The sequence below is a fragment of the Micromonospora sp. NPDC006766 genome, from assembly GCF_040636055.1.
GTDB lineage: Bacteria > Actinomycetota > Actinomycetes > Mycobacteriales > Micromonosporaceae > Micromonospora.
In genome coordinates, this window is sequence record NZ_JBEYIX010000059.1 from 24,678 (window position 1) to 37,234 (window position 12,557).

Here is a 12,557-nt window from a genome sequence, read left to right on the forward strand (position 1 = left end):
GCGGCGGCGGCCCGCTGGTCGGCGGGGGCGTCAACCGCCGGTTCGGCTTCCCTGCCACGACGGCGTCTGCCATCAATCTGATAACCTTATTAACAATTGTCACGAGATGGGCAGGACACAGATGGCGACGGTTCTCGCGCACTCCGGGTTCCGACGGCTGTTGATCGGCCAGTCGTTCTCCAATCTCGCCGACACCGCCCTCTACCTGTCCCTCGGCATCTGGGCCAAGGACCTGACCGGTAGCAACAGCGCGGCCGGTGCCATATTTCTGGCGCTGATGGTCCCGGTGCTGTTCGCCCCGGCGGCCGGGATCGTCGTGGACCGGGTACGCCGCCGGCCGCTCCTCGTGCTGACCAACCTGCTGACCAGTCTGGTCGTGCTGAGCCTGCTGCTGGTGCGCAGTACGGACCAGCTGTGGATCCTCTACACCGTGGCGTTTCTGTATGGCTGCTCGGCGTTGTTCATCGTGGCGGCCCGGTCGGCGATGCTCAAGGAACTGGTGTCCGACGAGAACCTGGCTCCGGCCAACGCCGCACTGCAGACGGCCAGCCAGGGCATCCGCGTCCTGTCCCCACTGCTCGGCGCCGGGCTCTACGCGGCCTTCGGCGGTACGGCGCTGGCCCTGTTCGTGGTCGCGCTGTTCGTCGTCGCAGCGGCAATCCTCGGCTCGATCCGGGTGAACGAGACCGAGCCGGAGCCGCGTGTTCCGTTCCGGCGGGATTTTTTGGCCGGCTTCCAGCACATCCGGTCGGTGCCGCTGCTGTTACGGGTCACGCTCGCAGGCGCGGCCGCCTGGGCGGTACTGGGCTTCTTCGAGACCGTCATCTTCGCAGTCATCGAGTCGGGGCTGCACCGCTCGCCGTCGTTCTTCGGATTGATTACGAGCATCCAGGGCGTCGGGGCCGTCTTGGGCGGCCTGATGGCGGGGCGGCTGAGTCGGCGGGTCGGCGACGGCCGCCTCGTCGCCCTCGGGCTGGCCGCGTTCGGCGTCGGCAACCTCGCGTTGGCGATACCGTCGCTCGAGGTGGTCGTGGCCGCCTCGGTCGTCAACGGCGCGGCCATGGTCTGGTTCGTGGTGGGCTTCACTACCGCGATGCAGGTCCACACGGCGACCCGGATGCAGGGCCGGGTGAACTCGGCGTCCAACATGTTTATTCTGATCCCCAACACGGTGTCGATCGCACTTGGCGCCACGCTCATCACCGTGTTCGACTACCGTGCGCTGCTCGCGGCCACCGCCGTGGTCACTCTCGCCTGCGCCATCGCGCTCTGGCGTGGGACATCCATCACCTCGTACCCGCGGCCGCCCAGACAGGAGCCGGATGACGCCCGGCCCGGCGGTGACGGGTCGTCCGGCGTCGCACCCGGCGGTAGGGAGTCGCGGGGTGCCGGGCACATTCACCAGGATCGGGTGGAATTCAGCGAGGACGCGCGGGGGTGAGCCGTTGGGCGTAGGCGTCGACGATCGGTTTTTCCGGACCGATGATGTCATCCGGCAGCTCGTCAACGGCGAAGAACCGGCCGCCACGCAGTTCGGTGCCGTCGACGGCGAGAGTGCCTGACCGCACGGGTGCGGTGTAGGCCGCCGTCACGTTGTGCACCTCGTCCCCGTTGGGGTATCGGAAGTAGTACTCGGGTCCGGAGAAGACGCCGAGCAGCGTCAGCGCGCCGATCTCCAGACCGGTCTCCTCCAGCACCTCGCGCCGGCCGGCGTCCTCGAAGGACTCTCCTGGCTCCATGAAGCCGCCCGGCAGGCCCCAGCCGGCGATGCCCGTTCGCTCGATGAGCAGGACCCGGCCGATGTCGTCGAGGACGAGGACTGAGGTGCCGGGCAGGATGAGCGGGCGCGTACCGACCAGCGCTCGCAACTGCGCTATGTAGCTCACGCCAGCTCCTCACGGTGGTCGTAGGCGCGCGTGATCGCCTCGATGACCATATCTACCGACGACTCCGGCATGTGCGAGTACAGCGGAAGGGTAAGGCACTGATCCGCGATAGCGTCGGTCACCGGCAGGTCGGCCGGATCGCAGCCAGCGTACGCGGTCTGCCGGTGCAGCGGTGGGCTGAAGTACGAGCGGGTGCTGACCCCTTCAGCGGCCAGCGTATGGGCGAGCCGGTCGCGGTCGATGCCGAACTGGTGTGGGTCGACCAGGATCGTGAAGTCCTTATAGACCGGGGTGCAACCGTCGGGGATGCGCTGTACGGCCAGCGGCAGCCCGGCCAGGCCGTTGGCGTAGCGGCTGGCCAGCGCACGTCGACGGTCGAGGATGGCGTCCAGCTCCGGCAGGGCGCACAGACCCATCGCCGCCGAAATCTCGGTCATCCGCGCGTTGAGCCCAATGAGGCGGCTGTCGTAGTCACCAGGGTTGCCGTAGTTGCGTGCGTGGCGCAGTTCGGCCGCCAGGGAGCGGTCGTTGGTCGAGACGAGGCCGCCCTCGGCGGTCGTCAGCGGCTTGGTTGGGCTGAGGCTGAACACCTCGGCCAGGCCCTTCCCGCCGATGCGGGTCCCGTCCGGATAGCGGCCACCGAGCCCGTGGGCCGCGTCGAAGATCAGCTCGGCCCCTTGGGCCGCAGCGACCTTCGCCAGCTCGTCGGCGTCGGCCGGCATACCGAAGGTGTGTACACCGAGAATGGCGACCGGGTCCGCGTCGCTGCTGTCGAGGATCACACGCGGGTCGAGCGTGAAGGTGTCGGGAGCCACATCGGCGAAGCACGGGCGGAGACCGTTCCACACCACCGCGTGTCCGCTGGCCATGAACGTGAAGCTGGGCAGCAGCACGTCGCCGGTACGGCCGAGGCAGCGCAGCACCAGCATCAGACCGCTGGTGCAGCTGTTGACGGCTACCACATCCTCCACCTGCAGGTACCGGGCGACCTGGTGTTCGAACTCAGTGACGGTAGGCCCACCAGTCAGCGTCCCGCTGGCGAGGACCGCACGGATACGGTCCATGATCCCGAGTTGGTTGACCAGCGTCGGGCGGGTCATCGGTAGCGGCGTGGACAGCAGGGGTGTTCCGCCGAGGACGGCAGGCTTGCCAGTCATCACATCGTTCCTCTCGCAGCGTCGTATACAGCGATCCCGTCGGGTACCACGGCACCGCTGACCCACGGTTGCCGTTCGGTGTAGGCGCGCATCAGTTCGTCGGGGCCCGCCTCGGTGGCGACTCGGGCCAGCACGTGCAGCCCGTCTGGGCCGTCGGCGGTGGTCCAGTCCGCCGCGCATACCCTGGAGACGCCGGTGAGCAGAGCGAGTTGGGCCTCTGGGTCGATGGCCACGCCGCTGCGGTGGCCCGTGATCAGTCTGGCCGCCGTGCCGAGCGGATCGACGGGCAGGTCGTCGGGGACCTGGTCGGGATCGTCGCCGAACGCCCGCAGCGTCTCAAACAGGTCGGCCGCGATGTCGCCGGGGCCGCGCCCGGCCCAGACCGGCTCCCCGGCGGTTACCCGGACATGGGTGATCGGCCCGGGTTGGACCTGCACGGCCAGGTCGGCGGTGGCCCGCTCGGGAGTCACCCGACGGCGCTGGACGTCGTCACCGACCGGTGGCAGCAGGCCGTCGTCGTGCACCAGGAAGTTGAGGTCGAACGCCGGCCGGAAGACCGCGCCGCGGTGTCGATCCTCCTCGTTGAGCCACTCTAGTAGGGCGACGGAGTCGAACACCCCGTGCGTGTGGGCGGCGAGGCTGGCCTCCAGCACGCGCTCGGCCCGCCGCCGCAGGGTGTCGCCGGGCTCGCCGTCGACCAGGATGTACACGGGCTGGGCGAGGTTGGCCACGGCGGCCGCGTCGGCGTCGTCGAACCGATTGGCCGACACCGAGCGGAACACCTGCCGGTGCTGCCCGGTGTAGACGCCGACGATGGCGCTGAGGGCGGCGGCCCAAACCGAGAACGGTGACACGCAGAGTTCGCGGGAGATCTCGACGACCTCGGCCTGCACCCGCCGGTCGGTGCGCCGACTGACCCGCAGTAGTTCCTCCGTGCCACGGACGGCACCGCTGAAGGTACAGGCCCGGGGCGCGTCGGCGAGGACAGTCCGCCAGTACTCGGTGTTCTGGCGGGTGACGTCGCCGAGGCGGTCGTCGGCGTAGTCGCTGACCTGGCGGCGCCGGTCGGCGTCGGCGATCGGCTCGCCGCGCAGCAGCGCCGACAGGTCCCGATGCAGGACACCTTGGCTCATCCCGTCGGCGAACAGGTGCGACACGGTCAGCATCACGTGACGGACCAAGCCGTGCCAGGTGTACAGGGCGGCGCGGGCGGCGTGTTCGGTCGGGTCGACCGCCACGGGATCGGTGACTGTGATGTCGGGGATCTCGTCCATCGCGCGGATCGGGCGAACGGTGATCTCACATCGGGCGACAGTGGAGACTTCGTGCCGAGGGTGGCCGTTCGGGTCGATCAGCCGGGACCGCAGCGCCTCATGTACGTCCGCCAGCCGGACCAGCGCATCCCGGACCTGGCGTACCGGCAGGCCGCCGGGTGTGTCGAGCGACACCGTGACGGTGTAGACCTGCTCTGGCGGCGTCTGGTAGAGGTTGCGCCGCTGTGCGTGGTTTAGCTCCAAGATCACGGCTGCTCCCCAATGGGGTGCCACCGGTCCGATCCGGCCGCGCGCAGGCGTAGCAGGACACGGGCGAGGTCACGGGCGTGACCGGGCGCGGGCTCGGCGGCCGTGACGGCGGCGGCGAGCGCGGCGACCGTCGGCTTCTCGTACAGGCTGATCGGGTTGATCGAGACGCGCATCTCCTCTCGCAGCCAGGCCATCAGCCGCACGATCTCCAGCGAGGTTCCGCCGAGCGCGAAGAAGCTGTCGATCCGGTCGAAGCTATCGACGCCGCGGTCGAGGAGCTCCGACCAGAGCACCGCGATCAGCTCCCTCACCGGCTCGTCGGCGGTCGTCGCAGCGGTGACGGCCGACGTCGCCAGCTCCGTCCGCGGCGTGCTCAGCACACGGCGTGGGTCCTCGGCGTACCGGTCGAGGAGGTCAAGCCAGCCCGTCAAGAGCTCGTCCGCGTCGGATTCGCCGTAGCGGCCGGTGTCGTAGGTCAGCCGTCCACTGAACCGGTCGCCCTCGTCGGTGATGGTGAACGCGAGATCGTATTTGGCGGCACCGGTGTCCACCAGAAAAGCCCGCCAGTGCGTGCCGGCCGGATCAGCATCGGCGACGTGCGGGGCGAACTCGACCAGCACCCGGAACAACGGCGGCGCATTCAGCTGCCGCTCCGGTACGAGGCGGCGTACCAGCAGGTCGAACGGCACGTCCTGGTGGGCGAAGGCACCCAGGACGATCGGCTGCGCCGCACCGACCAGGCTCGCGAAGGTCGCACCGACCGGCACCGGCAGCCGCAGCGGCAACACGTTGAAAACCGGGCCGATGACCGCAGCAACCTCGGTCCGCTCCCGGTTCGCGCTGGTCGTCCCGAGCACGATGTCGCGCTGCCCGGTGCGCGCGTGCAGCAGCGCCGCGGTCACGGCAGCCAAGTAGGTGAACGGCGTCGCGGCCAGCTCCCGGCTCGCCGTCCGGATCCGGCCCGCGTCGAGTTCGAACTCTCGGATGCGCCCACCGCTTGGCCCGGACCGCGTCGCCGGCACCGTGACGGGCTGGGTGGGCGCGCCCGACAGGATCTCCGACCAGTACGCCACGTCGGCATCGAAGGTGCCGTCGCGGACCGCCTGCTGCTGCCAGGCGGCGAAGCGGCCGTAGGGCTCCTCCGGCACAGGGGGCGTCGCGCGGCCGGCCGCATGCTCCGCGTAGCGCTGGGAGAGTTCGGCGACCAGGAGCCGCGTCGACCAACCGTCGCCGGTCAGATGGTGCTGGGTGAGCAGGAGGATGTGCGAGTCGGGGGCGACGACCAGCAGGTCGGCGCGCAGCAGCGGACCCGACAGGTCGAACGGGCGGCGGGCCAACTCGCGCAGGAGATTGTTGGTGACCGAGCGGCGCGATTGTTTCGGGACGGTCCGTAGGTCGTGCTCGCGCACTGGGACGGGGGCGCTGCCGAGGACCCGGGGTTCGGGCCGGGATTCGCCGAAGCCGGTACGCAGGATCGCGTGCCGCGCGACGAGATCGGCGAACGCGGCGAGCAGGGCCGGCCGGTCGAGCGGGCCACGGATGTCGATCGCCCACGGCATGTGGTACGCCGCCGTCCCGGGCTGCCATTGCTGAGCGAACCAGATGCGCTCCTGAGCGGGTGAGGCTACCGGCGGCCCCGCCGTCGCGGCCGCGCTGGACTCGGTTCGCTCGACGGGCTCGGCCGAGTCGACCAGATGGGCCGCCTCGCGGATGGTCGGCACCGAGAACAGCAGGTCGACGGGCACCTCGACGGCGAGTTCATCGCGGATGCGGGCCGCAACCTCAAGCGCCTGGACGGAGCTGCCGCCGAGGGCGAAGAAGTTGTCGTCGAGCCCGAAGTCCTCGCTCCGCAGCGCGGTGGACCACAACTGCACCAGGACATCTAGGATCCGCGTCGCGTTCGGACTGGCGGTGTTGGGGGGCATGGTGGTTTCCTCCTCGCGGATCCGTGTCGAGGTACGGGCCAGTTCAGGCCGGCGGGGTGCCGTAGCGACCCTGGTCGACGAGGGCGAAGGACGCCGCGGTGACCGCGGCGCGGGCCGCCGCGAGAGCCTCCTCCAACAGGTCGACGGTGCGGTCGTCGGCGGCGGTCTCGAGCGCGCCGGCCGCCCGGCAGGCGCTCTCCACCAGGCACAGCAGCGCTTCGTGGCGGGGATCGGCCCGGTCGGCGGCCCGCAGCCCGGCGGCGAGGCCGGCCAGTTGAGCGGCGACCAGTCCGATGGCATCCGGTATGACCGGCTCGGCCGGTGATCGGTACACGGTGATGGGCGCGATCGGCCGCGCCCGGCTGCGGTTCGGCACGTCACCTCCCGGTGGCCCTGTCTCGGCCTCCGACGCTATCGGCGCCGGCCCGCGCTCCGCCCCCGTCGTGAGTCCGGCCGCATCCTAGACCTGGGTCGACCGTGGCTTAGCCGGACAGCTCGCGATCGACGAGCCCGTTGCGGTACGCGAACGCGACCGCCTGGACCCGGTCGCGCAGGTCGAGTTTGCGTAGCGTCTGGGACACGTGGTACTTCACCGTCGGCTCGCCGATGTGAAGCCGCTCGCCGATTTCCTGGTTGCTCATGCCCTTGGCCACGAGCTCCAGCACCTCACGCTCGCGCAGGGTCAGGCTCTCAAGCGCGAGGTTGCCAGCGCGGGTGAGGGTGAAGCCGAAGATCTTGTCGAGGATGTCGCCGATGATCTGCGGTGCGAGGAAGCGGTTGCCGTCCCGGATGGCCTTCACGGCCCAGATCAGCTCGTCCACGTCGCACGTCTTGAGCAGGATGCCGGACACGCCGACCCGCAGCGCTTCTAATACGTCGCTGTTGATGCCTGAGGTCATCAATACGACAGCCGCCCGCCTGACGGTGTCCCCCTGTAGGCCCACGCTGGTAATCCGCTCGGTCAGCGTCACCGCGTCGAGGCCGGTCAGATCGGCGTCGGCAAGGACGATGTTGGGTTTGAGCCGCCGGGCTGCCCGTACTGCCTGCTCGCCGTTGGCCGCCTCTCCTACGACGAGGATGTCGGGGCGCTCAGACAGGATCGTCTTCAGGCCGATGCGAGTCATTGGCTGCGAGTCGCAGAGCAGGATACGAATCGGGCCGTCGGAAGGCAGCCCGCTGTTTGCAAAGGTCATGACATCGCCTTGACGCGTGTCGCGGCCGCCAGATGGACCGCCATTGACGGTCTAGCCGTCTCGTTCTCCCAGATGGCCGGAGATTCGCATCTCGTCTTCGGCCACGCGTACGCTCGGCAGTCCGCGCTGCGGCACCCGTTCATAACCCTCCCCGTGTGTGACGGCTCCATTCCAGTCGGTGAATATGGTGAGATGCAGCTACCGTCTCAGGATGTGGGACAATTTATTAGTAAACTTTCCATACCCGAGGAATTTTGCATGATCGTTTTAACATTCGGCAGGGCCGACGTACGGGCTTGCGGCGGTGTGCCGAGCTGCCCTTGGCGTTTGTCGTGGCAGAGCACCCTGTTGCCGAACTCGACGCGCGGCGCCACACCGATCGAGGGGTGGGTCTGTCTGTACGCTGCGTCGTCGGCAGGCCCGTTCGGCCGCGTAACTCACCGTGCGGTGCGCCCTCGGTGTCGCTCGCCTCTCCGTGTTCTTGTCCGGATAGGACGCCGACGCGGTTGCCTGGAGGGGATGAAGAGAGAGGATCCGACGCTCTGATCGCCGGAATTTGTGGATAGCGGCGGGATGATGTGAGCGTGATACTCATGCTTGACTATGGGTATGCGGGCGGGGCGAGGCTGGCGATCGACTGCGATCCCGACCCGGTGTGGATCTCGTCGCGGTTGTGAGGTGCTGCCTCGAGAGGGTGCCCGATCATTGGGCTGAGAGGTGCCGCGCGGACGCGTCGTCGGCCATCGGTGGCTCCCGGCCGTCGGGAACGACGAGGCCCGAGACATGGTCGCCCTGTTGTCACCGCCATGACACGACCTTCCCGATCGAGCGGTGAACAGCTTGTCCGTCCGCTTGTTCCGGCTGCCCTGCCCGCCCGTCCACGTCCCCGCCCGGTACCGATGCCGGCACTGCCCGCTCGAGTTCAGCTACCGGCGGTCGTCAATGCCGCTGAACTTCTGCTGGGGATGGCTCTCCCAGCCCGCTGCGGCCGAGTGGCCGCGCAGCACATTCTGCGTGCGTTGGGCTGGCAGCCGGGCCACCGCCTCGACATCCAGCCGCACCAACGGGTGCTCGTTATTGCCTCGGCTGGCGATGGTCGGCACAGGGTGGGTAGCCGAGGTGCGCTGCCCCTACCGGCTTCCGTCCGACGTATGTGCGGGATTGGGTATGGCGAGCCGGTGTTGCTCGCCGCGTTCGTCGCCCATGACCTGGTGGTTGTGCACCCGGTCGGCGCTGTCGTTCGGCTGCTCGCCGACCTGCATGTCGAGGTGGCGGGAGGCGACCGTGTCTGCTGATCCCGCCACGGTTGCCGCAGCCCGGCAGGTCCTGGCTCACCTTGGCGTCACCCTGGCAGACCTTCAATCCCATCCCAACGGCGCTGCCCCACTACCGACGTTCGCGGAGTATCTGCCGCGCGTGGTCGCGGCGGCGGGTCCGGGTGCGAGGCGTACGTACGGCACGTACTGGGAGCGGATGGCCGCCGCATGGGGCGACCGGCCGGTGGACGCGGTTGCCGCCAGTGACGTCGAGGCGATGAAACAAGAGATGATCGCTACGGCCCGGTCGCGGCGTAACAGCCGAAACGGCCGGCACGCCGGTGAGCATGTCATCGCCGCCGCCCGCGCTTTCTACTCCCGGGCTGTCGCTGACGGTCTCATCGACGCCTCGGCCAGTCCCGCCCACCGCGTCGCCAAACCCCGCCGCCTCCCCAGCACCCGCCGCGCCTTGACGCCGCACGAGTTGGAGGAGATCAACGCGGTGGCGCGGACCAGCGGTAACGATGTCATCCTCGACGCTCTGCTGCTGCGCCTACACACGGAGAGCGCCTGCCGGCGTGGCGGTGGCCTCGCCCTGCGGCTTGTTGACCTGGATCGTCCCAGCGGGCTTGTGCGGCTGGCCGAGAAGGGCACCGTGCGGTGGCAGCCGGTCAGCCTCGACCTCGCCGAGCACCTGTACGAACATGCCCGCGTCCGCGGTGCCGTTCAGCCCACCGACCGCTTGTTGCGCTACCGCAACGGCCAGCCGATAAGCAGCCGCCGCTACGACCATCTGTGGAAACGCATCGGGGAGCGCCTGCCGTGGGTGGCCGCTCAGGGCATCTCCACCCACTGGCTGCGGCATACCACCCTCACCTGGGTGGAGCGCCACTTCGGCTACGGGGTTGCCCGCGCCTACGCCGGCCACACCGACAGCCCAGGCTCCTCGACCACCACCTACATCAAGGCTGACCTGCACGCCGTCGCGGATGCACTGTCGGCGATGACCGGCCAACCACACCCACTCGCCACGATGGAAGAAACCCGGGCCGCCTGGCCCACAACCACTCGCCACTGATCGATATCGGATGAGATCCTGTCGCTTCGTGTGGCCGGTGGGGGAGGAGCCCTGGATTCCGCCGCACGAAGCGACAGGCCAGGGCGGGAGCCTGGGGATGAGCGACACCGATCCGACTTGGCCTGGGTTCCGCCAGGAGGCTGGGGAGGTGTGAAACTATCGAGGATGGTCGAAGCCCTGGACTGAGTGACGGGAGTTGCGGATGGACGGCGCAGACGGCGAGCGCACACCCGGCGATGTTGCTGCCACGATCGGCAACCCCTTCTATGCCGTGAATATCGACCCTGACCTGGCTGTCGCGCACGATCCGATAATCTCCGAGGAAGAATGGGTCGCGGCGAACGCGAGATTGATCGACGAGCTCGGCCCAAAACCGTATCTGCGTAATCTTCTGGCTGTTCTCAAGGGCACGTACCCGAGGGGCTGACAACTCCATCACCCCCTTGAAATGGTGCGGCCGCGCCGTCGCTGGTGCCTCGCGGCGCGAACTCCAGTGCAGGCTCTGCCTGTCGGAGGCGCCCTACTTCCTGTCCGGATTGACGAGTGCATTGTCATCGGCGCAGGCGGATCGAGTTGTTTGCTTAAATGACGCCACACGGCAGCTCATGCCTGTAGTATTACGCATCGTGAAGTGCTAGGCTTAACGCATGAGCACCCGTTTGTATAACGGGTGCTACGTAGGAGAGTTTCCCCCCTCGGACACCACTCTTCGTGCCAGATCACGGGAGCTCACCACCGTGGTGGCTCCCGATGAAGGCGCCGCGTAGCAGCCGTGCATACATCGACGATCAGGGCTCTCAGCGCCACGCGCTGAGGCCGCGCGAACGGCTGCGGCGGTCACCATGACGGCCGCCCGGCAACCGCCCCGCCGACGCCTCGACGAGCAGCTCATCGGCGCGGTCATCCCCGCCCCGCTTCCTCGCCCGGCATCGCCACCGGCTCCGATGCTGGAGCTGCCCGCAGCCCTCCCACCTGCGCGGGAACCGGTCGACGACATCGTCATCGACGTGGCCCGCCCGGACGCCGACGGCCGGGTGGCCGCCCGAGCGCTGCTGCGGGCGCTGCGCTGGCCGTCCGGTCACCGCCTCCACATCGACGCCACCGACGGCCTGCTCCTGATCACCGCGGCACCCGACGGGAAGCACACCGTCGGTGCTCGCGGGGCACTACCCCTGCCCGCCGCAGCCCGGCAACTCTGCGGCATCCACCCGCATCAGGCGGTGCTCCTGGCCGCCTTCCCGGTCCGGGATCTGCTCGTCGTGCACCCCTCGAACACCATCACGCGGCTCCTCGCGGACCTGCACGCCGCCGTCCTCGGAGGCCCCTCTCATGCCGGCTGATCCGTCACGCATTGTCACTGCCCGGCAGATGCTTGCCCATCTCGGACTGACCCCGACCGACCTCGTCGCCCAGTCCGACACTTCCGGCCGCACGATGCCGACAGTCGCCGAGTACGTGCCGCGCGTCGCGGCCGCGGCCAGTCCGGGCACCCGCCGCACCTACGGCACCTACTGGAACCGGATGGCCGCCGGGCTCGGCCATCTGCGGCTGGACGAGGTGACCGCCAGCGACATCGAAGCCCTCATGCGCCAGGTCACCGCCGGCGCCCGCACCCGACGCACGGGCCGTCACGGCCGGCACGCGGGGGAGCACGTCATCGCGGCCGCCCGCGCCGTCTACCGCCGGGCCATCGCCGACGGCTACATCGCTCCGGCGGCCAGCCCCGCGCACCGGGTGGCCAAGCCACGCCGGCTACCCAACCCCCGCCGCGCCCTCACCCCCGACGAACTGCAGGACATCAACCTCGTCGCCCGCACCAGCGGCAACGACGTCATCCTCGACGCACTGCTGCTGCGCCTGCACACCGAAACCGCCTGCCGACGCGGCGGTGCCCTCGCCCTGCGCCTGGTCGACCTCGATACCCGCCACTGCCTGGTCCGCCTCACTGAGAAAGGCGACACCCTGCGCTGGCAACCCATCACCCCGACCCTCGCCGACCGCCTGCAGGAACACGCCCGGGCTCGGGGCGCGGTCCTGCCCACCGACCGACTGTTGCGCTACCGCAACGGCCAGCCGATCAGCAGCCGCCGCTACGACCACCTCTGGAAACGCATCGGCGAACGCCTACCCTGGGTCGCCGCGCAGGGCATCTCCACCCACTGGCTACGCCACACCACCCTCACCTGGGTGGAACGCCACTACGGCTACGGCATCGCGCGCGCCTACGCCGGCCACACCGACCGCCGCGGGCCCGCCACCACCACCTACATCAAGGCCGACCTGCACGCCGTCGCCACCGCCCTCGCGGCCATGACCGGCGAGCCACACCCCCTCGCCTCACCGCACACCTCCAGGTAGGCGTCGTTTCGCGGACGGCGGGTGCGGTTGTTACGGCTGCGCCACGCGCCAGGACACTCCCACCTTGTCACCCTGGCCCTGGCCCGCGGGGCTGTCTCGCTAACGGTGTTTCCGGCGATCTTGGTTAGTAGGTTTCAGCGGCTGGGAAGCGGTCGCTGAAGGTGATGGCGAAGGCGTTCAA

General features: G+C 69.1%; 13 protein-coding genes. 6 read left to right on the forward strand and 7 right to left on the reverse strand.

Annotation, left to right across the window (positions count from 1 at the left end; translation table 11 throughout):
* The first annotated feature begins 121 nt into the window (after window positions 1-121).
* The gene (locus ABZ671_RS28590) at window positions 122-1,441 is read left to right on the forward strand and encodes an MFS transporter (RefSeq protein WP_357863958.1); all 1,320 of its coding nucleotides are present in this window, start codon (window positions 122-124) and stop codon (window positions 1,439-1,441) included.
* Here ABZ671_RS28590 and ABZ671_RS28595 read toward each other — a convergent pair.
* The 7 genes from ABZ671_RS28595 to ABZ671_RS28625 all read right to left on the reverse strand — a co-directional run bounded on the left by ABZ671_RS28595 (window position 1,419) and on the right by ABZ671_RS28625 (window position 8,748).
* Window positions 1,419-1,886: an NUDIX hydrolase gene (locus ABZ671_RS28595; protein ID WP_357863960.1), complete on the reverse strand. Its 468-nt coding sequence runs from the start codon at window positions 1,884-1,886 to the stop codon at window positions 1,419-1,421. The genes ABZ671_RS28590 and ABZ671_RS28595 overlap by 23 nt on opposite strands.
* A complete protein-coding gene (locus tag ABZ671_RS28600; protein WP_357863961.1) occupies window positions 1,883-3,043 on the reverse strand; it encodes a DegT/DnrJ/EryC1/StrS family aminotransferase in 1,161 nt (386 codons plus the stop codon). The genes ABZ671_RS28595 and ABZ671_RS28600 overlap by 4 nt, the downstream gene beginning before the upstream one ends.
* Window positions 3,043-4,566 carry a condensation domain-containing protein gene (locus ABZ671_RS28605; RefSeq protein ID WP_357863963.1) on the reverse strand — a complete coding sequence of 508 codons (1,524 nt, stop codon included), beginning with the start codon at window positions 4,564-4,566 and terminating at the stop codon, window positions 3,043-3,045. The genes ABZ671_RS28600 and ABZ671_RS28605 overlap by 1 nt, the downstream gene beginning before the upstream one ends.
* Complete coding sequence (locus tag ABZ671_RS28610) at window positions 4,563-6,491, reverse strand: condensation domain-containing protein (protein ID WP_357863965.1); 1,929 nt, start codon at window positions 6,489-6,491, stop codon at window positions 4,563-4,565. Before ABZ671_RS28610 ends, ABZ671_RS28605 begins: the two co-directional genes overlap by 4 nt.
* Window positions 6,492-6,534: 43 nt before the next feature.
* The gene (locus tag ABZ671_RS28615; protein ID WP_357863967.1) at window positions 6,535-6,867 is read right to left on the reverse strand and encodes a hypothetical protein; all 333 of its coding nucleotides are present in this window, start codon (window positions 6,865-6,867) and stop codon (window positions 6,535-6,537) included.
* Window positions 6,868-6,973: 106 nt separating this feature from the next.
* Window positions 6,974-7,684: a response regulator transcription factor gene (locus ABZ671_RS28620; protein WP_357863968.1), complete on the reverse strand. Its 711-nt coding sequence runs from the start codon at window positions 7,682-7,684 to the stop codon at window positions 6,974-6,976.
* Window positions 7,685-8,610: 926 nt separating this feature from the next.
* Window positions 8,611-8,748: a hypothetical protein gene (locus tag ABZ671_RS28625; RefSeq protein WP_357863970.1), complete on the reverse strand. Its 138-nt coding sequence runs from the start codon at window positions 8,746-8,748 to the stop codon at window positions 8,611-8,613.
* Window positions 8,749-8,835: 87 nt separating this feature from the next.
* On the opposite strand from ABZ671_RS28625, the gene ABZ671_RS28630 reads away from it, so the two are divergent.
* The 5 genes from ABZ671_RS28630 (at window position 8,836) to ABZ671_RS28650 (ending at window position 12,376) form a co-directional block, all read left to right on the forward strand.
* Window positions 8,836-8,979 (forward strand): hypothetical protein, encoded by a 144-nt coding sequence (locus ABZ671_RS28630; protein WP_357863972.1) that lies wholly within the window; start codon window positions 8,836-8,838, stop codon window positions 8,977-8,979.
* Window positions 8,969-10,018: a site-specific integrase gene (locus ABZ671_RS28635; RefSeq protein WP_357863974.1), complete on the forward strand. Its 1,050-nt coding sequence runs from the start codon at window positions 8,969-8,971 to the stop codon at window positions 10,016-10,018. The genes ABZ671_RS28630 and ABZ671_RS28635 overlap by 11 nt, the downstream gene beginning before the upstream one ends.
* Before the next feature lie 202 nt (window positions 10,019-10,220).
* Window positions 10,221-10,445, forward strand: coding sequence for a hypothetical protein (locus ABZ671_RS28640; RefSeq protein ID WP_357863976.1), 225 nt, complete (start codon window positions 10,221-10,223; stop codon window positions 10,443-10,445).
* A 415-nt stretch (window positions 10,446-10,860) separates the two neighbouring features.
* Window positions 10,861-11,358: a hypothetical protein gene (locus tag ABZ671_RS28645; RefSeq protein ID WP_357863978.1), complete on the forward strand. Its 498-nt coding sequence runs from the start codon at window positions 10,861-10,863 to the stop codon at window positions 11,356-11,358.
* Window positions 11,359-11,386: 28 nt separating this feature from the next.
* The gene (locus ABZ671_RS28650) at window positions 11,387-12,376 is read left to right on the forward strand and encodes a site-specific integrase (protein WP_357863980.1); all 990 of its coding nucleotides are present in this window, start codon (window positions 11,387-11,389) and stop codon (window positions 12,374-12,376) included.
* The last annotated feature ends 181 nt before the right edge of the window (window positions 12,377-12,557 follow it).